Consider the following 21,504-nt stretch of genomic DNA (forward strand, 5'->3'; position numbering starts at 1 on the left):
CGTAAAGCGCGGAATCCAGGGCATTTTATTTCCTTCGCCCAGAGCTACATTCTTAACGAAAACACGTTAACTGGGCCTTTTTCCCTAATTGTAAATGCGCCTCGGTGCCAAAAGGAATGGGAAAATTAATCGGACCATGTCCTATTCCTGCAATTCTTAATACTGGAATAGGACAGCTTTCAGCAAAACGTTGTAAGACTGGCTCAACCAAAGAAGAACCATTCGGTTCATCGCCCTCAAGAAAATCTCCCAGTATGATTGCAGCAGCATGGGAAAAAAGGCTTGCTTGTTTTAAATGTTCCAGCATACGATCAACACGGTATCCTCGCTCGCCAATTTCTTCAAGCAAAATAATTTTGTCTCGGCCATCGATTTGCCAAGATGTTCCTACTCCTGACTGAATTATTGCTAAGTTGCCGCCAGTCACATGGGATTTAATAAAACCATCTTCTTGTGCATGCCTGTTCATTGGGATTAATCCGGTAAATTGAATCGGCGCCTCCCCAAATAAAATAGATTTCACTGCTGCAATCGTCTCTTTAGAAAATTTATCAGGCGCAGCAGCACCATGAATTGTTGGCCAACCCCAATGCTGTTGTAAATAAAGATGAAGGCAGGTTACATCACTTATTCCAATAAATATTTTGACCGCATCTGGAGGATGAATTTCTGCCAATCTGGGGATTAAGCGCGTGGAGCCGTAGCCACCACGGACACAAATTACTGCTTTTGTTTTAGGATTCTGTAAGGCATTTTTAAGATGGGTAAAACGCATTTCATCCGTATTCGCACATAATAAATCGGGAGCAAAAATATCCTTCTGAACAATACAGTTTAATTCCCAAGACTCTAATAACTCTTTTAATCCAAGCAATTGGCTATCCGAACTGCGAGACGCAGGTGCAATGATTTCCACAGAATCTCCAATACTTAAGATAGGTAATTTGTTCATTCGTGATCTCTTCATAATTTTTGCCATTTTGGATAAAAGCTATTTTACGGTAATTTTTTTAGGAAAAAGAAAGTAAATACAGTGTTAATAGTATATTTAAATTAATAGTGTTTTACTTAATTTTCCTGGTTGTTCACAAACTAAGCGTGGCACTAAGTATCCTGGTAAAAGATGTTGTAGGTGCTGATAAATGTTTTGTACTGCAGCGAAAGGCAAATCAAAATGAGCTGCTCCCTTTACTTTATCTAATCGATGTAAATAATAAGGCAGAACGCCGTATGCAAATAAGGCCTGGCTTAAATCAGCTAGAATATGAGCATCATCATTTATTCCTGCTAATAAAACAGTTTGATTTAACAAATGGCATCCTATTTGTCGTAAATCATTAAGTGTTTGTCGCACCGAATCGTCAAGCTCTTGTGCATGATTGCAATGCAGTACAATAACTTTGTTGAATCGAGTTGTTTTTAATAATGAAAGCAAACCCTGCTCAATCCGTTCAGGAAAAACCACAGGAATTCGTGTATGAATACGCAATGTATGCAAATGAGGAATATCTTCCAATTGTTGGATTAGCTCAGAGAGCACCAAGTCGGATGCCAATAAAGGATCGCCGCCACTTAAAATCACCTCAGTAATACTGGTATCTTGTGCAAGATAATCACAAATTGCTTTAAAGCCATTGCGACCAGGATTATTCTCTTGATAAGGAAAATGTCTGCGGAAACAATACCTACAGTTCACGGCACACACACCAGTCAAGGTTAATAAAACACGGCCGTAATATTTATGAATTAGTCCTCGGATTGGATTAGTACTGCGCTCATCCAAGGGGTCTACACCGAATCCCTCTCTCATGTGTAATTCGGATTCAGAAGCTAAAACTTGAAGCAATAAAGGGTCACGAGGATTTCGTTTTTGCATGCGCTTAGCAAATCCCAGAGGAATACGACTGGGAAATTGCTTTTCGGCATATAAATTTCCCATAGAGGAGGGCAGCTCCAGAAAAGTTAATAATTCAGTTACTGAAGCAAAACCTTGTGCCAAATTTTTTTGCCAACTTAAAGAGGTATCTCGCATTAATTACACAGACTTGATAAACTGTGCGAACTTTAACTAAAACGAAGCAAAATCTCAACTGTGGAGCACTAATGGCAATTTATAGCACCAATGAATTAAAGAATGGCTTGAAAGTAATGGTTGATGACGCCCCATGTACTATTCTCGATTGTGAATTCGTAAAACCCGGAAAAGGCCAAGCTTTTACCCGCATTAAAATCCGTAACTTGAAAACAGGCCGAGTTGTAGAGCGCACGTTCAAATCGAATGAAACCTTACCTTCTGCTGATGTTGCCGATATGGAAATGCAATACCTTTATAACGATGGCGAGCTGTGGCATTTTATGGTTCCTGATAATTTCGAACAATATGCTTTAGGCAAAGAAGTACTCGCTGATGCAGCACAATGGTTAAAAGAACAAGATATTTGTATCGTAACTCTTTGGAATAATGAACCAATACAAGTTACACCCCCTAATTTCGTGGTTTTAGAAATTACGGAAACCGATCCTGGCTTGAAAGGCGATACTTCTGGCGGCGGTGGAAAACCAGCCATTTTAGAAACCGGAGCTGTAGTACGCGTTCCCTTATTCGTCCAAACTGGCGAGTTAATTAAAGTGGATACCCGTAAAGGCGAGTACGTTTCTCGTGCGAAAGAATAACGCCAAATACATTCGCCCCCTAATAGGGACTTAGCCCTTACCCTATACAGTTTATTGGATCCTCGCAGCCTAGCCACGAGGATCGCTCAATGAACCTGATGAACCCAGGCTCTTCAATTAATAAACCTGATAAGTATTATACATACCCCAATAACCCACATTACCTAAATCATTATAGCCATAATAATAAGCATCGCTATCATTATAATAATCTATGTCCCAATAGGGGCTGGTCTGATACCCAACACTATAGGTGTAAGCAGGAGTAGTATAGGCTGGAGTATAATAGGTCTTAGCATAGCCTGGAGTGTAATAGGTTTTAACAGCGGGGTAGGTCTTAGTATAGATTTTAGCAGCGGGAGTAGTGTAGTAAGTTTTCGTATAGGTTTTAGTAGCAGGCGCGTAGTAAGTCTTAGTAGTATAAACTGGAGTAGTATAAGTTGGAGTGTAATAAACCCGATCCCTGCCACATCCTGTTACTAACAACATGGTGCCTAACACCGTCACTGCAAATATTAATTTGTTCATGATATCTTCCTATTCATTGATACGTAATAGACTGAATCTTAAAAATTAGTAATAATGCCAGTGATGCCAAGAAGCATAATTTGCTGTTTTGGGTAAATTATTAATAGACGAGGCATCTGTCCTAGGAGCTGGACTCTCAAGCGCTGAAGGGAATGCTGCAAAAATGGGCAAGGCAGTTAAGAAAAAAGGGATACTTAAGACTACGGAAATAATTAGTTTTTTCATAATAGCCTCCTGGCTCTTATTACGAATCTAATCAGCGTAGATTAAGTATACAATATGTTCATATTTTAATCAAAATGATTACTTTTTTATTTATTTTGCTTAATAAAATACAGGCAACGACTTCCCGTCTCCTGAGCCTGTTTCATTATTCACTGTGGAGGTTTATGCAGAGCTTAAGGCTTCCCATCAACTTCATAGGCTTGCACACCACTCTCCAACACAACCTCCCAACCTGTAATTATTAAATGGTTCAGTCAGGAAGAGTCATTACCTATATATCTAAATAATAGACCATGGAGACCATGGAGTGTATGTTTTTTGCACAAACTTTACTTATTCCTTATTTCTAAATAGATGATTTGCAGAAGCTTGCACCGTTGGCATAATCGTCATTTCTTCGATATCCATATGCTGTGGACGAGTAATACAATATACAATGGCATCTGCTATATCCTCAGCCAATAAGGGTTGAAAATCCTGATAAAACTCTTTTGCTTTTTGTTTATCATTCCATCGTACTTCACTAAACTCAGTTTCTACTGCCCCTGGAGCGATTTCAGTAACACGAACCGGCCTTCCCAGCATATCCAGTCTCATTGATTTTGAAATAGCATGTACTGCGTGTTTCGTTGCACAATAAACATTACCGTTCGGATAGCATTCATGTCCCGCAACAGAACTGATATTCACTACATGACCGCGTCCGCGCTCTAGCATCCCGGGAATCAAAGTACGACTTACATAAAGCAAGCCCTTAATATTGGTATCAATCATGACATCCCAATGTGCTTCAATTCCCTGTTGCAAAGGCAAACTATCCAATGCCAAACCGGCATTATTAATTAAGACATCGATAGAACGCCATTGACTGGGTAAAGAGCCCAGTTGTTTCTTAACTTGGTCCTGATCACATACGTCTAAAGGCAAAACGTAATGCTCCTCTCCGTATTGTTGACCCAACTCTTTTGCCAAAGCCTCGAGCCGTTCGACACGGCGAGCACTGAGTATCAATCGAGCTCCATGCTTGGCACACAAGCGAGCACAAGCCTGACCAATTCCGCTGGAAGCCCCTGTAATTAAAATAATTGTATTGGTTAAATCGCTCATCTTTTAGTCCCTCTCACCTACGTTACGCGACTTGTTCGCGGAATACATGATCGATCTGGTTTAATAATCAGACATTGCAGCTTTATTCTCCATGGCCTTGATCCCGCGAACAAGTCGCAGGACTTAGACTATGGATGAATTGTCAACATACCCTACTTAAATTTAGAAAAAATACAATGAATTATTAAAAATATTATCTTCAAATGATGTACAAAGCACTTCTGCACGTCAGTAGTGGAGGTAAAGTGTAGGATAAGTTTTGTGATATCGTTAGTTTTGTTGTAACAACTGCAACACTTCATCATCTGTCGTTTGTGAAAAATCATTGTACCACAATCCTACAGCATAAAAGCTTACTGGGCGCATTGGGCAAATGAGCTCGTCAACTAATGGAGCGATTTCGTCACAGGTCGAGCGTGCAGCAACTGGAATTGCGACAATAAGTTTTGCTGGTTTTTTTTGTTTCAATGCTGCAATTGCCGCACGCATGGTATAGCCAGTTGCAATACCATCATCCACAAGAATTATGGTTTTCCCCGATAATTCCGGAGAGGGTTTCGTGCCCCGATAAACCCGTTCGCGTCGCAATAATTCTTCCTGTTCGGATTTTTGAATTTTATCAATCGCTTCTGGGGGTATATGTAATAAGTTGACTATTTCTTCATTTAAAACGGTTATCCCTCCAGAAGCAATAGCACCCATAGCCAATTCTTCATGTCCAGGGACACCTAGCTTACGAACAATAAAAATATCAAGCGGGAGCGATAGCTTGGTCGCAATTTCATAGCCTACGGGGACACCTCCTCGAGGTAATGCCAACACAATTACATCGGTGCGCTTCGCATAATTCTTTAGCGAATCAGTTAGAACACGGCCAGCTTGATACCGATCATCATAGTTCATACCATACTCCTCCAAACCGATCCTTCAAATTGAAGTCTAGCCCATCCTTCGTAATGTAACAAAGTATCTATTTTTATCGTTATTGCATTACCATAATCGTGCTTTTCCTCACCCTAGATATCTGTTTAAGTGTATTTATCTCACTATGCTATAGTTAAACAATCAGCTGTTCTCATGGAGAAAATAGCTATGAATGTGACTGAAAAGATTATCAAAACACATCTTCTTGAGGGAAAAATGGAACCAGGGAAAGAGATTGCCTTAAAAATAGACCAAACTCTTTGCCAAGATGCGACAGGTACCCTGGTCATGCTAGAATTGGAAGCAATAGGTCTGGAACAAACTCAAGCTGAAATTTCCGTTCAGTATGTAGACCACAACCTAATCCAAGAAGACAATAAAAATCCTGATGATCATCTCTTTCTTGCAAGTGCAGCAAGACGTTTTGGTTTTTATTTTAGCCGCCCTGGAAATGGGATCAGTCATGCGGTACATATGCAAAATTTTGGAAAACCGGGTAAAACATTAACCGGGTCAGACAGTCATACCTGTGCTGCGGGCTCCTTAGGAATGATTGCTATTGGTTCCGGGGGATTGGAAGTCGCAATGGCTATAGCAGGTTATCCATTATATATAAAAATGCCCAAAGTTATGGGCATTCATCTAACCGGATCGTTGCCCCAATGGGTGAGTGCAAAAGATGTTATTCTGGAAATGTTACGTCGTTACGATGTAAAAGGCGGTGTGGGTTACATTTTTGAATATTACGGAGAGGGTTTAAAACATCTAAGTGCTATGGATCGCCACGTGATTGCCAATATGGGCGCTGAGTTAGGAGCAACTACTACAGTATTTCCTTCGGATGAAATAACAAAAGAATTCTTGCAAAGTCAAGGTCGCGAAAGAGACTGGATTGAATTAAAAGCAGACAAAAAAGCAGCGTATGATGAACATGTGGAAATCAATTTATCCAAACTGATACCACTGATTGCGAAACCTACGAGCCCAGGAAATGTGGTTCCAGTTTCCGAGATAGCAGGCCAAGATGTTTATCAAACCTATATCGGCTCCTCAGCTAACCCTGGTTATCGGGATTTTGCGATTGCAGCCGAAATAGTAAAAGGGCGAACCGTTCACCCCAATGTCTCATTTGATATTAATCCAAGCTCCCGAACTATTTTAGAAGAATTAGTACGAGATGGTTATTTAGGAAGTCTGATTCACGCAGGTGCTCGCATTCATCAGGCAGGATGCAATGGATGTATTGGGATGGGGCAGGCTCCTGCAACAGAAAAAAACAGTTTACGTACGGTACCAAGAAATTTCCCCGGGCGCTCGGGCACTGATGAAGACAAGGTTTTTCTCTGTAGTCCAGAAACTGCAGCCGCATCTGCATTGACCGGATTAATTACTGATCCTACAACTTTAGATATGCCTTATCCTAAAATAAAAATACCCAAAAAAAGGATATTAAATCAGGCATGCTTTGAAGGACCCCTTCCATTATCCGAAGCAAAAAAAATAAAATTAGTGAAAGGGCCCAATATCGTAACCTTGCCTGAATTTGAACCATTGCCTCATTCATTGAAAATACCCGTATTACTTAAAGTAGAGGATAATATTTCAACGGATGAAATTTCCCCCGCTGGGGCAAAAGTTTTGCCTTATCGGAGTAATATTCCTAAAATTAGTGAATTTACTTTTACTCATATCGATGCAGACTATGCTGCGCGTGCGGAAAAAAATAAAAAAGGTCATGTGATTATAGGCGGAGAAAATTATGGACAAGGTTCTAGCCGAGAACATGCCGCTTTAGCTCCCCGCTATCTGGGTTTACGAATAGTCATTGCCAAAAGTTTTGCCCGCATTCATTGGCAAAATCTAATCAATTTTGGCATTTTGCCTTTAGTTTTTAAAAATCCTAAAGATTACGATGCAATTGAATTAGATGATGTCGTTGAAATCAAGAAATTGCCTGACATTCTGGAGAAAGAGACATTCAGAATAAAAATCAATGATAAAGATGTGGAAGTTCAACAAACCTTATCAAAACGTCAAATCGAATTGCTTCGTGAGGGTGGATTAATTAATTGGGTGAAAAAAGATCTAAAAAAGAAGAATAAAGATAAATAACCCCCCAACCAATGTAGCTTGGTTGCTTCCAACTGAAGCATCTAGACATCGCTGAAAAACCAACCCAGATCTACCCCGACGTCCCGCCCCACGACTTGTCCGCGGGAGCCAGAAGATCTGCACTAAAACACTGGACCCCGCGGACAAGCCCTGAACCATCGTCAGTTTTTTAAATTTATCATGTACCACTTAAGTTTCTCTACGTACCGCTTAAATTTCTCAACGTACTGCTTTCCTACGTACCGCGCTTTATGCCTGAGAGATGGTCACTTTTTGTGACCATCTCTCAGGGACAAGCCGCGGGGAGTAGGCAGAGATGTGATCGAGAGACAGTTGCTCTGGCTACGAAATCATTGCAGTAATCATGAATCAAAGTTTAGTTTTGGTCCTAAAGGCACGATTTGTGTTGGGTTTATTGTCTTGTGACTAAAATAATAATGTTGTTTGATATGCATAAAATTTACGGTCTCACGTACCCCAGGATGTTGATACAACCGCTCTAAGTAAGGTTGGAGTGCCTCATAATCACTTATTCGCTGTTGGTTTGTTTTGAAATGACTGTAATATACGACATCAAAGCGAATTAACGTCGTAAACAAGCGCCAGTCGGCTTCAGTTAACTGATCCCCGAATAAATATTTTTGGTTACCTAAGCGCACATCCAGTTCATCAAGTAAAAGAAATAATTGGGCATACGCCTCTTCGTAAGCTTGCTGAGTCGTCGCGAAACCACAGCGATAAACTCCGTTATTAATGGCATTATAAATTCGCTCATTCAACGCATCAATTTCTGAGCGCAGTGGTTCTGGGTAAAAATCTTGGTTATCTCCGGTTAAATGATTAAATGCCTGATTAAACTGCCGAATAATTTCTGCTGACTCATTACTAACAATCGTCTTTTCTTTTTTGTCCCACAAAACAGGGACAGTGACCCTACCATTGTATTTATTGTCTGCTTTAATATAAAGCTCATATAAATAATTCAATCCATACAAAGAATCTCCAGTAGCTCCCATTCCTTTTTTAAACTCCCAACCATGTTCAAGCATATGAGGATGCACAATAGAAACATCTATATAATCATCTAATTTCTTGAGTTTTCTGAAGATCAAAGTACGATGTGCCCATGGACAAGCAAGGGATACATACAAATGGTAACGGCCCTTTTCAGCAGGAAAACGCGTGTTGGGCTCATTACGAATCGCTGAGTGAAATTGAGTAGGTTCTCGTTTGAATGCTCCTCCTGTTTTAGAAGTATCATACCAAACATCATACCATTGACCGTCAACTAATTGCCCCATAATTTATCCTTAGTTATATTTCGATGAACTGCTTTTTTCACAAGCAATAGATTATGCTATATATTTAAAACGACTTCAGAAAAGAATAGCACATGAATAATCGAAATAATCCTTATTTATCAGGAAACTATGCTCCAGTTCACGATGAATTAGATGTGAGTCAATTGGAAATACTAGGAGAAATCCCTAAAGATTTACGGGGAGTTTATATGCGTAATGGCCCAAATCCAGAGTTCGCACCTATTTCCTATACATATCCATACGATGGAGACGGCATGATTCATGCAGTTTATATAGCAGAGGGTAGCGCAGCATACCGGAACCGATTTGTTGAAACCAAAGGGTTACTTAAAGAACGAAAAGCAGGAAAAGCACTCTATGGTGGTGTTATGCACCCTGCCCCAATGGATCCAAGATGGGCAGGCCCTGAAGATGAGCCTGTTGCTATAAAGAATGGCGCATTTATTCATATTATTCGTCACCACGATATTTATCTGGCGCTTAGTGAATCAGCACCAGCATATTGCATGACAGCACAGTTAGCTACCCTTGGTGAATGGAAACCTTATCAAGATCAGCATGCCATAGAAGTTTGTGCCCATACTCGCTTCGATCCTCTTAATGGCGAGTTGTGGTTTGTAAATTACGCTTTAATCCCCCCCTATTTGACGTTTTACCGATTGGATAAACATGGAGAAAACATCCAAAAATGGGATATTGAAAAACCCCATTGTTCTATGATTCATGATTTTATTTTAACAAAAAATTACGTTCTTATTTTTGACTGTCCTGTGCTCTTTGATATACAACAGATGATGTCTGGGGGAGCTGTTTTGAGTTGGCGACCAGAACTCGGTGTACGCATTGGTGTTATGCCACGAGCAGGCGGACAAATAAAATGGTTTCATACCGAACCATTTTTTGTATTTCATTTTGCTAATGCTTATGAACAAAACCATGAAATTATTATTGACTACGTTAGGCATGAAAAAATAGTTCTTTTAACACAGGAAGAAAAGCGCCCATCCGTTCCTCCTAGATTAAATCGAACTGTTCTTAATCTGAAAACAGAAACGATGAAACATAGCGTACTGGATGAGCGACTCGTAGAATTCCCTCGTATTAGGGAAGATCAAAACAGCCTATCCCATCAATTTATTTATACACCAACGAAGACAAATACTCTTAAATCCCAGCAAGCCTTTAATGCGCTAATAAAATATGATGTAACAAATCAACGCTCATGGGTTTATGATTTTGGCCCCCATGCAGAAATAGGAGAAGCAGTTTTTGCACCAGCCTCATCACATAAATCAGAAGACGATGGCTATTTACTGTTATTTGTATACGATAAACGTTCAAACCAAAGTGAACTCGTTATATTAGATGCTCAAGATTTCCAGAATGATCCCATTGCCCGCATTAAGATGCCTCGTCGAATTCCCCATGGTTTACATGGTTCGTGGATGCCTGGAGTTTGGTAATTTTGGGGTACGGCAATGCCCTTTAATATAAGCTGCTTTTGATTTATTTTAATTTTTTAGATCCATGCTATGATGCATTACTTAAGCCATTTTTTAATCGATTAATGAATAGAAAAATAATTTGTATTGGTGGTATAACCGTTGATCGAAAGTTAACATCGATTCATAAATTGCAATTGGGAACCTCAAATCCCGTTTCCTCCATGTCTACGTTTGGTGGTGTTGCGCATAATGTAGCGAATAATCTTGCCCTGCTAACTGATAATGTTCATCTTTACAGCGTGGTGGGCAAGGATAATTATGGACTACAGGCAATAGCCCATTTAAAAAGCATGGATATCCAAATCCAAAATATTCTTACACTTCCTAACAAACCTACTGCTCATTATGATGTTATTCTGGATAATGAAGGTGAATTATTTCTTGCTTTAGCAGACATGGAAATTTTTGATCATGTTCCTTTCGAGCAATTCACTCGATCTTGGAGTGAATGGGGTAATAAAGAAATTGTTTTTCTGGATACTAATTTACCTCAAGAAATAATCGAATATGCGATTCAAATAGCACGTATTCAAAACATTAAGCTATGCATAGATCCTGTTTCTGTAATCAAAGCAAAAAAACTTCCTGCTTGTTTGGAACATGTTTTTTTACTGAAACCCGATCGTTTTGAGACAGAAGCGTTGACTCATACTCATATTCATTCCGTATCCGATTGCATCAAAGCAGGTCAATTGTTATTGGACAAAGGAGTTAAAAATTGCATTATCAGTTTGGGTAAATCCGGCTATGTGATTGTTAATGAAACCACTCAAAAGCATTTCCCTGCATTTCCTATCGAGACAATTGTTGATGTTAGCGGTGCAGGGGATGCTTTTATTGCTGGAATTCTCTATGAATTAAAACATGAAAGACCAATCATTGATGCATGTCAAACCGGAGCTGCAATGGCCGCTTTAACCGTGCAATCGTGTCATACGGTAAATAAACAGATAGATCATGAAGCACTAAAAAATATTCAGCCAAAATATAAAATAAGAGAAACAGATTATGAAGCAATTTTTTGATTACTCCCCGGATGTAAAATCAGCTCTTGAAAATAAAAAACCTGTGTTGGCATTGGAATCCACGATTATTTCCCATGGCATGCCTTATCCTGATAATTATGAAACAGCACAAGCAGTAGAACACATTGTTCGTGAATACGGTGTCACGCCGGCTACCATTGCCGTGATTGATGGGAAAATAAAGATTGGTTTAACAGAAAATGAATTACACCAATTTGCATGCAATAAAGAAGTTTTAAAAGCAAGCCGACGCGATTTGCCTTTCGTAGTAGCCAACAGGTATTCTGCTGGAACCACGGTAGCAGCAACCTTATTTTGTGCTGCTAAAGCAGGAATTCAATTATTCGCTACGGGTGGAATTGGCGGTGTCCATCGAGGTGATGCTCAGGATATTTCTGCTGATTTAATTGAAATCTCAAAAACGCCGATTGCGGTTATTTGTGCTGGTGCAAAAGCCATCCTTGACCTCCCCCGTACCTTAGAATTTTTAGAAACGATGAGCGTACCTGTTATTGGTTATCGCACACAGGTATTGCCTGCATTTTATACTGAAGCGACTCAGTATTCGTTATCAACCTGGGCAGAGGATATATCCACCCTTGCTAAAATAGTAACAGCTCACTGGGATATAGGCATGTCTTCAGGAATCTTAATTACCAATCCAATTCCTGCAGAATTTAATATTCCGTTTGAAGTGATTGAACCCGTCATTATGAATGCCATACAAAAAGCGGAGCAAAATAATATTTCAGGAAAAGCACTAACGCCTTTTCTCCTGGCCGAAGTAGCTCAGCTGACCCAAGGCAAAAGTTTGCTTGCCAATATCGCTTTAATTAAAAATAATGCGCGCCTGGGTGCTGAACTCGCAAGGGCCGCCCTAGATTTCTGATTGAGCAAGTAGTTTAGAAGATACTATTATGTAGCCTGGGTGAAACGAAGTGCAACCCGGGTTTCACTCCTTCAGACTTACAACCATGCTCCTTTTTTTGCAATAGAACCTTCAGCCATTCACGGGGGAGTAATACCTTATTAAGGAGATAGCAACTTAGTCCAATATTCTTCGGGAATAATAGATAAAAAAATGTTCCGATCGATTAACCTGATAGAGAATTCAGTGGGATAAGAAAATGATGTAACCAGGTGGCGGGTAACAATGTTCACTCTAAAGCCCCGGTTACACTATCAGGGCTTCAGTATGATGTACTAATGGATTATTTAGCTGATGGAAGCCTGTTTGTGCTCCTTTGATTCCATTTCTGTGTCTTGCGAATGAGTATTCTTTTCCTGCCACCAATGTGTCAGCCGGTGCCAACCATGTAGTGCTGCCCGATATAAATCAGGAAGGATAGATACAATAGCATCAAGATAATCTGTAACCCCACCTTTATTGAAACCATAAATACAACGATTAAACTCAGCGCCCTTTTTGCTTAGAGCAATCGTATCGTCTTTTTTAGAAAAAAATCGACTTGGCTCGAAACCGGGTTGAAATCTTTTTTCGTATTCGTGTAATTCTTGAGTAAATACATCTTCGATATCATCTGCAATCAAGTGTTTTACTTGCGTTTCTGTAAGAACGGGATAAAGTACTGCCATCATCTCACGTATTGAGTTGTTCTTTGTTAAATTCTCAATAGTGTCGCTACGTTTATCAGGGCCTAAACCAAGACTCCAATTACATGCGCCCACTAAAAGCGTCAATGCTTCATGATACTCAGCATATGCAGTAGCGCGTTTATTTATAAAATACGCTGCGGCTGCCCAGCCTATCCAACCTATATAACCGATTACTGGAAGAAAAGACAAAGCGGTTGCTGTGACCCCAAAAACCACACTTCCTGTAATTTTCTGATCAATACTTTTTAGCTGCATCGATTTTTCTTTTACGAGTGCGACGCATTTATTCAAAAACTCGATTTGATGAGAATTGGTAGTTAGAAAATTCTGTTCCACTTTGATGGCAAGTATATTGTCATCAGCCGCCCGAGCATCTTTACCGATTGCAAAATACCTTTGTGATTCCACTTGCAGTGTATTTAACTCATTGTTGATACCCAATTGAGGAATAGGTGTATAAGATGGTTGTTTTTTTATCCCCAAAGTCCCTAATACAGTCTCTAATACAGATGCCATTTTGGTCTACTCATAAAAAAAATGAAAAAGCATTCTAAATTTTATTTTGAATAATAACAACAAAGAAATGGGCACAATGATGCTTAGTTGAATAGCTTATTATTATCCCTTATGAGGTAATGAATACTCTTTTTTAAAAACATAAAGAATAGAAGTCGCTGGCATTGGTTAACGTGTGCAGGGGCATTTGTATTTAGTTTTTTTTCGCAATTAACGCTTTAATATCAATTGCTATCTCACGGATTGTTTTTTCTTTACCGATATCATTACGAATGTCGAGATCAAATTCATCCTCCAAGTCGAAGAAAAAATTGACTAAATCCAGAGAGCTAGGAACAACTTGGTCAATTGATTGATCCAAATCAATCGCTTCAGGGGCAATTTCCTGTGTCCTTGCAATTAAATGTATCACACGATGTTCTACTGTTTGCTCCATAAAAAATCCCTCTTTTCGATTCAAACAAGATAATTAGTTCCTCTTTTAATTGAGTATACAATCAGCGCTCATGCAACTCCATTAATATTTATCTACTGAATCAATTTGGACGGATACCAAGAATCTTTATGCCATTTAGAAGCCAAATCGTTTAAAGCATTGGGCTCCTAAAGATTGAATTGAGCTGCATGGGAATATTGTTGTCGTAGCATCTGCATCATTTGCTATTTGAATAACAAATGACCGGCCATTTGCGCATGAGATATTCCAATATGCCGCATCATTACGATCCACTCCTTGATAAAACGATTCAATGGGAATGCAGGCTTCACCCGCTCTATTAATAATACCGCTTAGTATTTGCGTTTTTTGCTCTGAGGTTCTGCTCAATAAAATATCATTGGCAATATTCGCATAATTGCAGGAAGTACATATCAACAGGAAAAGCATCATCATAGACTTACTCATAATGCATCCTTAAAGTTACATTGCCATAGCAAGATTTTGGTCTATATGATGTTATTGTAGAATATGGAATGGATTTCTCCATTTCAATTCACAAAATTAAAGAACCATTAAGAATCTGCGAGGCATGCCGCCGGACAGTAGTGTACCTACGCAGGGATGACAGTCTTTTAGAGAGTCGCTCAAACATCAAGCGCACAGTTCGAGGAAAAAATTTTAAGGCCTAGCGTTCATCACAGACAGTATAATATCCATGGCGGAAGGGATTGCTGCGCGATCTAAACTTATAATCCCGGCAGCGTTGTCCATGATCATCGGTATAACGTCTGTCTAAACGGAACGAAAAATCACCAAAATTCATATCTTGTTGCCACTCACGTTCCTGACGGGCTCTATCTTCTTGATCCATTTCTTTCAAAAACTTACTGAGTTTACTGGCATGCCCTACCGAGAAGAGAGAAGTAATGAGCAGAAATAAGATTATTTTTTTCATAATTAGACACCAAAAAAAGCAAAAAGAGCTTTATTAAACCATATTTTTCCTGAGTAGACAAAAAATTAACGGAAAAAAGCAAAAAAAGTGTATACTCTGATTATTAAGGTCATTGAATAATCAGGGAATTCTAATGCGAGGACAGCCATTTAAAATAACCATGCCGTTTGTTTTACTCAGCGTGATACTTTATCTTTTGTTGCTTCCCTTTATTCAGTACCCCTGGACTACGTTACTCAAACCTATTCCCATTGCATTGCTGATACTCTTTGTCTTTCAAGTCAATCCAGACAAGCATATAAAACGCCTGTTACTCCTTGCCTTAGGATTTTCACTAATTGGTGATATCTTTTTGACTCTTCCTATAAAAGCGGCATTGCAAATAGGGATCTTGGCGTTTATGGCCACCCATTGCAGCTATATCAGTTTATTTTTAAAGAACCTACAATTGCAAAGTAAGAATGTGCTTGCCTTTTTACCCATCCTGTTATTTGTACTCATAAGTTTTTACTTTTTATCCACCTACCTGGGAGAAATGAAAATACCGGTAGCCATTTATTTATGCCTGCTGACCTTAATGGTATTTTGTTCCTTTCAAGTCAAACAGCAATCACTATTGCTGCGAACCGGAGCCTGTCTTTTTTTGCTCTCTGACTTTATTTTGTCATTAGACTTATTTATTTTATCGCACAATAAACCCGTAGCTGTTTTAATTATGTTGCTTTATTACATTGCCCAGGTTCTATTAGTTATAGGAATCACTCGAACAAAAGAAAAGGTCTTTCTCGAGTTACAAGGCATATTTCGCGGTTTAAGGCTGGCCTAGTTTTGTACTTTTTATTTACTACTACGTAACAAGAGTAAATAATTTCAAGTGATGCAATAAATAGGAAGTTAAGAGAACGATTGTGGCATGAACCACCACACCAAGTTGTTTTTTTCTTAAAATAAGGGAAGCAATATACCGTCCCAATTCAGTAGCGAAAAACAAAATCAAATAGGTAGCGCATATTGCGAACAACGCCCAATAGAAACACTCTGCATTAAAGTAAAAAGGAACAAACTCTGTAGTAACCCCTGCACCTTTTTTGTAACATAAACTAAAAAAATAATGCCTATCATAGATAATTAAAAAAATTATCGCGTACAATCGAAGAAAATTTATATTACATATCATGAACTAATTCTCCGATTTTTTTCCTCCATTTTTCTTCTAAAGTCGTCAAAGAAGGTCTTGATTAAATCTGCATAAAGCCTGAACAAATGCAAATGATATCCAGGCTACTTTATACTCTATGATTTATCCCATTTTTTTATAAGAATCATGTCCAATAAAACGGGCCCCTGGTCCTTCATGAGTCACGTCGCTTGCCTGCTTATTGAGTATGGAAATGGTATCAATCGCTTGTTGATTTTTATCAAAATTCCCACTAATGCTCAATACGGACTCACACATTGGATACACTACGCTAAAAGATAATGCATTACCTACTATATAGCCAGTAATTGGTCTTTTTTGATTTATTGCTTGTGGACACGTTTTTGAGGCAACAGCCGTAGTGAAATAGCCTTCAATTTTATTATCGGACAAGATATTGAGTTCTAAAACTGATCCTCTTTCATTTTTATAAGTAACTGTTTTTTGCTCAGCAAAAACAGATTGAGCCAATAAAGAGGAAGCTGCAATTGCGACAAAAAAGAACGATTTAAAATTCATTAGATACTCCTTTTTTTTCTAAAACACTGAGTGGGTTGATACCGGATTGTTGTTTAACATCTTACTTTGCTAAGGTCAAATAGTATCTTTGAAATTTTATAGGCGAAGGGTTTTTCTCATTAAGCCTTCAGCATTGAATAGACCTCTTGCATAAGAGGACCATTAACTCTTTTGACACACAGTGTTCTTGAGCTTAATATACATAACTTAATTGCTTCAATTACATATCTGCTGTTATTCCACAGTTAAATAATAAAGCTCAGGATGGGTTTGAAATGCATAAGTTGGTAATCATTTGGTTGACTATTTTACTGCTCGCTGCCTGCGAAAAAGAAAATAGGTCTTTTAGTGGATATGTTGATACCGATCTTATCTATTTGTCTTCGGATTTTGGTGGGCGTCTGACTGATTTAGCCGTATTAAAGGGGCAGTTAGTCAACAGCAATCAATTTTTATTTAAACTCGAACAGACCAGCGAACTTTATAATGTACAAATGAGTAAACTAAGCAAACAAAATCTGCTTGCTCAGCGCCAACAAATTTTGACCCAACTCAACTACAATGAAATCAATTATCGTCGCATCCAGGGAATGCGAAAACAAAATGCAGCGAGCCAAAATGATCTGGATGCAGCTCAGAGAGATTTAAAGATTTCCAAAGACCAACTTACTGATATCGATGTTAAAATCCAGAACAATCAGATTGAAACAAACGACAAAAAATGGCAGGTAACGCGCAAAGAAAACTTCGCGCCAGAACGAGGAATTATATTTGATACTTATCATAAAAAAGGTGAGTTTGTCCAAGCAGGCGCCCCCGTTCTTTCCTTAATTACCCCCAATAATATTAAAGCTGTATTTTTTGTCCCCGAAAAAGAACTCACTCAATTGCGCCTTAATGAACACGTTAAGATCAAGACCGATAAAAATGAGAATTTTGCTACGGGACATATTTTCTATATTTCAAATATTGCTGAATTTACTCCCCCTATCATTTATTCCCGTGAGGAACGTCAACGTCTTGTATTCCGCGTCGAAGCAAAAATTGATTCTCCTGATTTAGAAAAAATTCATCTTGGACTACCTGTCACTTTGGAATTAGCTGATGAGTGATTTTGCAATTGATGTTAAAAAGCTAACAAAAAAATTTGATGAAAAAGTCGCAGTCGATCATATTAACCTACAAGTTGAGAGAGGCTCCATATTTGGCTTTCTTGGTTCAAACGGGAGCGGTAAGACCACCACCATTCGAATGATTTGTGGCCTTTTAACTCCCACAGATGGAGAAGGGATTTGCCTTGGATATGACATTCAAACTCAAAGTGATGAGATAAAAAAACATATAGGCTATATGCCCCAGAAATTTAGTTTTTATACGGGATTAACTGTTAATGAAAATCTCCGCTTTACTGCTGATATTTTTCAGGTAAAAAATCCGGCTCAAGCAATCGAAGACATCATAAAAGATCTTGGATTAGAGGATTATCGAAAGGTACAAGCTGGCAATTTATCCGGGGGATGGAAACAACGCCTGGCCTTGGCATGTAGCTTACTTCACAAGCCGCAACTATTATTCTTAGATGAACCAACTGCAGGTGTTGACCCCAAAGCACGTAAAGAATTTTGGGATTATTTACATAAAATTTCCTCTCGTGATGGCACAACAATTTTAGTAACAACTCATTATATGGATGAAGCGGAAAAATGCACTGATTTAGCCTATATTAATCTAGGAAAACTATTGTACACAGGCAGCACAAAAGATTTGATTCCCCACTCAAAAGTCAAAGCGTATATATTGGAAGTCGATAGAAAAGAGCAAACTTCATTAATGGAAAAAATACATGATGCACATCCAAAGTTACTGGCTTCAATTGTAAATAATGAATTGCGAATTTCATCACGTGATGATCAATTACTAAAGCAAGTGATTCAAGAAAACAGGGACCGTTCAAGTAAAGAGGTCCCTCCTTCTTTTGAAGAGGTTTTTATCGGATTAATGCGATGAATTATAAAAATCTATTACAGGGAATATCTCTAACGCGTCTTGGCGGTTTAATCCGTAAAGAATTTATCCTTGTCAGTCGTGATCGAGGCACCATCGCGATGCTCGTTATCTTACCAATAATGTTACTTATCCTTTTTGGTTTTGCAATTGAATTCGATCCGAAACATTTGCCCACCACTGTTATTAGTTATGATAATTCGCCATTGACTCGAAGCTACGTCAGTTCACTTGAAGCTTCAGGGTATTTTAAAGTCATTCATGAAGGATTTGACGAACAAAAGAAAAATGAAGATTTTGCAAATGGAAAAATCAGCTTCGCTTTTACCATACCTCCAAATTTTACACGTAAATATATTCGTAATGAGAACCCCCAATTCCTGGTTGAAATCGATGGTTCTGATCCAGGAAGCAGTGCAAGTGCACTCAGCAATGCTCTGCCCATACTGAATCAAACTCTGGATAGGTTTACTAAACAAGGTTTAGGTTTCTCACCTTCCACTCATTCAGAGAGAACTGTCGATCTTACCATCCATCGGCTTTATAATGAATCGAATATAAGCTCTTATAATATTGTTCCTGGTTTAATTGGAGTATTGCTTACTCTAACTTTGGTGATGCTGACTTCGACTGCAATCACTTCCGAAAAAGAAACCGGCACAATGGAAATGCTGTTAAGTACCCCCTTAAAACCCTTAGAAATCATTCTTGGTAAAGTAATACCCTATATTGTTTTAGGTTATTTGCAACTTACAAGTATTTTACTTTTTGGAAAGCTTCTGATACATATTCCTACCGAAGGAAGTATTTTGTTACTTTATATAGCCGTTGCACCATTTCTTATTGCTAATTTAATGGTAGGGATGATTTTTTCTACACTCGCACGTTTGCCTATGCAAGCAATGCAACTTAGCGTCTTTTTTCAACTGCCTTCAATGTTTTTATCAGGTTATATTTTTTCTTTCTATGGTATGCCTACGTGGGCACAATTCTTGGGATATTGTCTGCCAATGACCTATTTTACCCGGATTACACGTGGAATATTATTGAAGGGGAATACATTTAGCCAAATTGTCCCTAATATTTTACCTATTTTATTGATTGCCTTTATTTTGATTATTTTGACGGGAAAAATATTTAGAACAAAGCTCGATTAGAACTACTGAATTCGCTAGATTGAGCCAAAAATGATGTGATTTTAGAGCACTGAAACGCAACATTCATTGAACTATGTGAGTATCGGAGCACATAAAATCGCATCATTTGGCCAAGATAGCAGAATTCAACAAAAATGGCCCAATTATGAAACTAAAAATTATCTTGCTCAATCTCTTTGCCCTACTGCTCGGAGGATGTTGCAAAAACTGTATTATTCATGAAAAAGTAAATTACCCTAAAAGTTCGCGTAGTGGAGTTAAATACAGCGAAAATAAGGCCGATTTAAGTCGCGTCGCGTGGTGGAAAAAATTAAAAGATCCAGAACTTAACGAGCTTATTTCTCAGGCTTTAGCCTGTAATGACTCGATTCGAAGCTCCTATGCAACCATTGAGCAAGCACAAGCACAACTTAAAGCAGCTCAATATGCCTGGATCCCAACTCTTGATGCAACAGCTAACGGCTTTACAGGTGGAACCTGGAACACTCATATTACCCCAAGAGGCCAATTGGCAAATAATCCTGTCTTTTCTAACCTCTCCAACTTGAGATTTAGAGGATACTATGCAGGATTTGTTCCAGGATATACATTTAACATCTTAAACAATATTAATAATATTAAAGCAGCCAAAGCATCTTTGGCTATGGAACAGGCTCAGGCTCAGTCAATAAAATTAGGAATTATTAGCCAAATGAGTGGCGCCTACTTTATGCTCTTAAGTCAACGAGAACAATTGGCAGTAGAAAAAGCCCTTAGCAACGACTTGCGGAAACTACGCCGGCTCGAACATATTCGATTCCACAAAGGTGCCAATGATATCGAAATAATAACCAATGTAGATCAACAGATTGCTCAAGAAGAAGCAAAGATTCCCCAAATTGAACGTGTTGTTGCGCAAAGTGAAAATACCATTCACCTCTTATTGAATCAAAATCCTGGGCCTATTGCCACTCATCGAACCTTACTTTCAATAAACTTAAATCATCTAATTCCTCGATCATTGCCTTCATCGGTTTTAAAAAATCGTCCAGACATCATGATCGCCTTAAATAACCTGAAAATAGCACAGGCACAGATCGGAGTAGCTTATTCAGCTTTTTTTCCTACAATTGACTTGACTGGTTTGGTTGGAGGAGCTTCTGTTGATTTAACTAATCTTTTAAAATTAAGTACTAATATTTGGATTGCTCGAGCCGCTGCTTCGACAAAAATTTTCAATGCCAGCTCCTATCAAAATATCAAATCCGCTAGGGCTGGATTCAAAGCAATCTACTACGATTATCTGGAAACACTTCATTCTACATTCGCAGATGTAGATGATTCTCTTACAAATGAGCAGAAAAACAACTTATCGTATTTGCAAACTCAAAAAGCATATTTGGCAGCCCAAAAAGCATATGATATTGCATTAGCTCAATATAAAGCTGGAGCAAAAGATTATCGCAATGTAATCAATGCCAAAATAAATCGTGATCGAAGTAAGTTGAGTTTAATCCAAGAAAAAGCCCAATTACTTGATAGTATTGTGCAAGTGTATAATGCTGTTGCCGGTGGATATGATGCTGCCTAGCTTTTTAAATGCCTGGTAGAAGGTCTAAACAGTATCATAATAGGTAATTTTCAGAGGTATGGTTGAATTGGTGGAAAGTCAGATTTGAGCTCAGGTTGAACGAAAAGG

Annotated in this window: 23 protein-coding genes; 10 read left to right on the forward strand and 13 right to left on the reverse strand. The window is 38.6% G+C overall.

Annotated elements, in window-relative coordinates; all coding sequences use genetic code 11:
* Nucleotides 1–52: 52 nt before the first annotated feature.
* Nucleotides 53–952: an LD-carboxypeptidase gene (locus tag FOLKNPGA_RS15445; protein WP_182350716.1), complete on the reverse strand. Its 900-nt coding sequence runs from the start codon at nt 950–952 to the stop codon at nt 53–55.
* A 96-nt stretch (nt 953–1,048) separates the two neighbouring features.
* Nucleotides 1,049–2,032 (reverse strand): EF-P beta-lysylation protein EpmB, encoded by a 984-nt coding sequence (epmB, locus tag FOLKNPGA_RS15450; RefSeq protein ID WP_182350717.1) that lies wholly within the window; start codon nt 2,030–2,032, stop codon nt 1,049–1,051.
* Nucleotides 2,033–2,103: 71 nt separating this feature from the next.
* On the opposite strand from epmB, the gene efp reads away from it, so the two are divergent.
* Nucleotides 2,104–2,673, forward strand: a complete 570-nt coding sequence (gene efp, locus FOLKNPGA_RS15455; protein ID WP_182350718.1) for an elongation factor P — start codon at nt 2,104–2,106, stop codon at nt 2,671–2,673.
* Nucleotides 2,674–2,790: 117 nt separating this feature from the next.
* Here the strand turns inward: efp and FOLKNPGA_RS15460 are convergent, their stop codons facing one another.
* The 4 genes from FOLKNPGA_RS15460 to FOLKNPGA_RS15475 form a co-directional block, all read right to left on the reverse strand.
* The gene (locus FOLKNPGA_RS15460) at nt 2,791–3,201 is read right to left on the reverse strand and encodes a hypothetical protein (RefSeq protein ID WP_182352906.1); all 411 of its coding nucleotides are present in this window, start codon (nt 3,199–3,201) and stop codon (nt 2,791–2,793) included.
* Nucleotides 3,202–3,246: 45 nt separating this feature from the next.
* Entirely contained in the window at nt 3,247–3,426 is a 180-nt protein-coding gene (locus FOLKNPGA_RS15465) for a hypothetical protein (protein ID WP_182350719.1), read from the reverse strand.
* A gap of 333 nt (nt 3,427–3,759) precedes the next feature.
* Nucleotides 3,760–4,533 carry an SDR family NAD(P)-dependent oxidoreductase gene (locus FOLKNPGA_RS15470; RefSeq protein ID WP_182350720.1) on the reverse strand — a complete coding sequence of 258 codons (774 nt, stop codon included), beginning with the start codon at nt 4,531–4,533 and terminating at the stop codon, nt 3,760–3,762.
* A gap of 270 nt (nt 4,534–4,803) precedes the next feature.
* Nucleotides 4,804–5,436 (reverse strand): phosphoribosyltransferase, encoded by a 633-nt coding sequence (locus tag FOLKNPGA_RS15475; protein WP_182350721.1) that lies wholly within the window; start codon nt 5,434–5,436, stop codon nt 4,804–4,806.
* Nucleotides 5,437–5,625: 189 nt separating this feature from the next.
* Here FOLKNPGA_RS15475 and FOLKNPGA_RS15480 point away from each other — a divergent pair, with 189 nt between their 5' ends.
* Nucleotides 5,626–7,569 carry an aconitate hydratase gene (locus FOLKNPGA_RS15480; protein ID WP_182350722.1) on the forward strand — a complete coding sequence of 648 codons (1,944 nt, stop codon included), beginning with the start codon at nt 5,626–5,628 and terminating at the stop codon, nt 7,567–7,569.
* Between the two features lie 362 nt (nt 7,570–7,931).
* On the opposite strand, the gene FOLKNPGA_RS15485 is transcribed toward FOLKNPGA_RS15480, so the two are convergent.
* Nucleotides 7,932–8,870, reverse strand: a complete 939-nt coding sequence (locus FOLKNPGA_RS15485; protein WP_182350723.1) for a glutathione S-transferase family protein — start codon at nt 8,868–8,870, stop codon at nt 7,932–7,934.
* A 92-nt stretch (nt 8,871–8,962) separates the two neighbouring features.
* Between FOLKNPGA_RS15485 and FOLKNPGA_RS15490 the strand changes: the two genes are divergently transcribed.
* From FOLKNPGA_RS15490 to FOLKNPGA_RS15500, 3 genes are all read left to right on the forward strand, one after another.
* Nucleotides 8,963–10,354: a carotenoid oxygenase family protein gene (locus FOLKNPGA_RS15490; RefSeq protein ID WP_182350724.1), complete on the forward strand. Its 1,392-nt coding sequence runs from the start codon at nt 8,963–8,965 to the stop codon at nt 10,352–10,354.
* A 104-nt stretch (nt 10,355–10,458) separates the two neighbouring features.
* Nucleotides 10,459–11,421 (forward strand): carbohydrate kinase family protein, encoded by a 963-nt coding sequence (locus tag FOLKNPGA_RS15495; protein WP_182350725.1) that lies wholly within the window; start codon nt 10,459–10,461, stop codon nt 11,419–11,421.
* Nucleotides 11,405–12,310 carry a pseudouridine-5'-phosphate glycosidase gene (locus FOLKNPGA_RS15500; protein ID WP_182350726.1) on the forward strand — a complete coding sequence of 302 codons (906 nt, stop codon included), beginning with the start codon at nt 11,405–11,407 and terminating at the stop codon, nt 12,308–12,310. The genes FOLKNPGA_RS15495 and FOLKNPGA_RS15500 overlap by 17 nt, the downstream gene beginning before the upstream one ends.
* A gap of 326 nt (nt 12,311–12,636) precedes the next feature.
* Here FOLKNPGA_RS15500 and FOLKNPGA_RS15505 read toward each other — a convergent pair whose 3' ends face one another.
* The 4 genes from FOLKNPGA_RS15505 to FOLKNPGA_RS15520 all read right to left on the reverse strand — a co-directional run bounded on the left by FOLKNPGA_RS15505 (nt 12,637) and on the right by FOLKNPGA_RS15520 (nt 14,948).
* Nucleotides 12,637–13,554, reverse strand: coding sequence for a hypothetical protein (locus tag FOLKNPGA_RS15505; protein WP_182350727.1), 918 nt, complete (start codon nt 13,552–13,554; stop codon nt 12,637–12,639).
* A gap of 193 nt (nt 13,555–13,747) precedes the next feature.
* Nucleotides 13,748–13,990, reverse strand: coding sequence for an acyl carrier protein (locus tag FOLKNPGA_RS15510; protein ID WP_182350728.1), 243 nt, complete (start codon nt 13,988–13,990; stop codon nt 13,748–13,750).
* A 135-nt stretch (nt 13,991–14,125) separates the two neighbouring features.
* Nucleotides 14,126–14,458 (reverse strand): hypothetical protein, encoded by a 333-nt coding sequence (locus FOLKNPGA_RS15515; protein WP_182350729.1) that lies wholly within the window; start codon nt 14,456–14,458, stop codon nt 14,126–14,128.
* 220 nt (nt 14,459–14,678) lie between these two features.
* On the reverse strand, nt 14,679–14,948 hold the full coding sequence (locus FOLKNPGA_RS15520) for a hypothetical protein (protein ID WP_182350730.1): 270 nt from the start codon (nt 14,946–14,948) through the stop codon (nt 14,679–14,681).
* A 133-nt stretch (nt 14,949–15,081) separates the two neighbouring features.
* On the opposite strand from FOLKNPGA_RS15520, the gene FOLKNPGA_RS15525 reads away from it, so the two are divergent.
* A complete protein-coding gene (locus FOLKNPGA_RS15525; protein WP_182350731.1) occupies nt 15,082–15,774 on the forward strand; it encodes a lysoplasmalogenase in 693 nt (230 codons plus the stop codon).
* A gap of 21 nt (nt 15,775–15,795) precedes the next feature.
* Here FOLKNPGA_RS15525 and FOLKNPGA_RS15530 read toward each other — a convergent pair whose 3' ends face one another.
* Nucleotides 15,796–16,125, reverse strand: coding sequence for a hypothetical protein (locus FOLKNPGA_RS15530; protein ID WP_182350732.1), 330 nt, complete (start codon nt 16,123–16,125; stop codon nt 15,796–15,798).
* A gap of 123 nt (nt 16,126–16,248) precedes the next feature.
* A complete protein-coding gene (locus FOLKNPGA_RS15535) occupies nt 16,249–16,665 on the reverse strand; it encodes an avidin/streptavidin family protein (RefSeq protein ID WP_182350733.1) in 417 nt (138 codons plus the stop codon).
* A gap of 275 nt (nt 16,666–16,940) precedes the next feature.
* On the opposite strand from FOLKNPGA_RS15535, the gene FOLKNPGA_RS15540 reads away from it, so the two are divergent.
* The 4 genes from FOLKNPGA_RS15540 (at nt 16,941) to FOLKNPGA_RS15555 (ending at nt 21,396) form a co-directional block, all read left to right on the forward strand.
* Nucleotides 16,941–17,777: an HlyD family secretion protein gene (locus tag FOLKNPGA_RS15540; RefSeq protein WP_182350734.1), complete on the forward strand. Its 837-nt coding sequence runs from the start codon at nt 16,941–16,943 to the stop codon at nt 17,775–17,777.
* Complete coding sequence (locus FOLKNPGA_RS15545; RefSeq protein ID WP_182350735.1) at nt 17,770–18,672, forward strand: ABC transporter ATP-binding protein; 903 nt, start codon at nt 17,770–17,772, stop codon at nt 18,670–18,672. The genes FOLKNPGA_RS15540 and FOLKNPGA_RS15545 overlap by 8 nt, the downstream gene beginning before the upstream one ends.
* Nucleotides 18,669–19,826: an ABC transporter permease gene (locus FOLKNPGA_RS15550; RefSeq protein WP_182350736.1), complete on the forward strand. Its 1,158-nt coding sequence runs from the start codon at nt 18,669–18,671 to the stop codon at nt 19,824–19,826. Before FOLKNPGA_RS15545 ends, FOLKNPGA_RS15550 begins: the two co-directional genes overlap by 4 nt.
* Before the next feature lie 145 nt (nt 19,827–19,971).
* Nucleotides 19,972–21,396 (forward strand): TolC family protein, encoded by a 1,425-nt coding sequence (locus tag FOLKNPGA_RS15555; RefSeq protein WP_182350737.1) that lies wholly within the window; start codon nt 19,972–19,974, stop codon nt 21,394–21,396.
* The last annotated feature ends 108 nt before the right edge of the window (nt 21,397–21,504 follow it).

It is taken from the genome of Legionella sp. PC1000, assembly GCF_014109805.1.
GTDB classification, from domain to species: domain Bacteria; phylum Pseudomonadota; class Gammaproteobacteria; order Legionellales; family Legionellaceae; genus Legionella; species Legionella resiliens.

Bases quoted from the DNA above. Each gene is read 5' to 3' on its own strand.
- FOLKNPGA_RS15445 (WP_182350716.1), bottom strand. From the start codon at position 952: ATGAACAAATTACCTATCTTAAGTATTGGAGATTCTGTGGAAATCATT.
- epmB (WP_182350717.1), bottom strand. From the start codon at position 2,032: ATGCGAGATACCTCTTTAAGTTGGCAAAAAAATTTGGCACAAGGTTTT.
- efp (WP_182350718.1), top strand. From the start codon at position 2,104: ATGGCAATTTATAGCACCAATGAATTAAAGAATGGCTTGAAAGTAATG.
- FOLKNPGA_RS15460 (WP_182352906.1), bottom strand. From the start codon at position 3,201: ATGAACAAATTAATATTTGCAGTGACGGTGTTAGGCACCATGTTGTTA.
- FOLKNPGA_RS15465 (WP_182350719.1), bottom strand. From the start codon at position 3,426: ATGAAAAAACTAATTATTTCCGTAGTCTTAAGTATCCCTTTTTTCTTA.
- FOLKNPGA_RS15470 (WP_182350720.1), bottom strand. From the start codon at position 4,533: ATGAGCGATTTAACCAATACAATTATTTTAATTACAGGGGCTTCCAGC.
- FOLKNPGA_RS15475 (WP_182350721.1), bottom strand. From the start codon at position 5,436: ATGAACTATGATGATCGGTATCAAGCTGGCCGTGTTCTAACTGATTCG.
- FOLKNPGA_RS15480 (WP_182350722.1), top strand. From the start codon at position 5,626: ATGAATGTGACTGAAAAGATTATCAAAACACATCTTCTTGAGGGAAAA.
- FOLKNPGA_RS15485 (WP_182350723.1), bottom strand. From the start codon at position 8,870: ATGGGGCAATTAGTTGACGGTCAATGGTATGATGTTTGGTATGATACT.
- FOLKNPGA_RS15490 (WP_182350724.1), top strand. From the start codon at position 8,963: ATGAATAATCGAAATAATCCTTATTTATCAGGAAACTATGCTCCAGTT.
- FOLKNPGA_RS15495 (WP_182350725.1), top strand. From the start codon at position 10,459: ATGAATAGAAAAATAATTTGTATTGGTGGTATAACCGTTGATCGAAAG.
- FOLKNPGA_RS15500 (WP_182350726.1), top strand. From the start codon at position 11,405: ATGAAGCAATTTTTTGATTACTCCCCGGATGTAAAATCAGCTCTTGAA.
- FOLKNPGA_RS15505 (WP_182350727.1), bottom strand. From the start codon at position 13,554: ATGGCATCTGTATTAGAGACTGTATTAGGGACTTTGGGGATAAAAAAA.
- FOLKNPGA_RS15510 (WP_182350728.1), bottom strand. From the start codon at position 13,990: ATGGAGCAAACAGTAGAACATCGTGTGATACATTTAATTGCAAGGACA.
- FOLKNPGA_RS15515 (WP_182350729.1), bottom strand. From the start codon at position 14,458: ATGAGTAAGTCTATGATGATGCTTTTCCTGTTGATATGTACTTCCTGC.
- FOLKNPGA_RS15520 (WP_182350730.1), bottom strand. From the start codon at position 14,948: ATGAAAAAAATAATCTTATTTCTGCTCATTACTTCTCTCTTCTCGGTA.
- FOLKNPGA_RS15525 (WP_182350731.1), top strand. From the start codon at position 15,082: ATGCGAGGACAGCCATTTAAAATAACCATGCCGTTTGTTTTACTCAGC.
- FOLKNPGA_RS15530 (WP_182350732.1), bottom strand. From the start codon at position 16,125: ATGATATGTAATATAAATTTTCTTCGATTGTACGCGATAATTTTTTTA.
- FOLKNPGA_RS15535 (WP_182350733.1), bottom strand. From the start codon at position 16,665: ATGAATTTTAAATCGTTCTTTTTTGTCGCAATTGCAGCTTCCTCTTTA.
- FOLKNPGA_RS15540 (WP_182350734.1), top strand. From the start codon at position 16,941: ATGCATAAGTTGGTAATCATTTGGTTGACTATTTTACTGCTCGCTGCC.
- FOLKNPGA_RS15545 (WP_182350735.1), top strand. From the start codon at position 17,770: ATGAGTGATTTTGCAATTGATGTTAAAAAGCTAACAAAAAAATTTGAT.
- FOLKNPGA_RS15550 (WP_182350736.1), top strand. From the start codon at position 18,669: ATGAATTATAAAAATCTATTACAGGGAATATCTCTAACGCGTCTTGGC.
- FOLKNPGA_RS15555 (WP_182350737.1), top strand. From the start codon at position 19,972: ATGAAACTAAAAATTATCTTGCTCAATCTCTTTGCCCTACTGCTCGGA.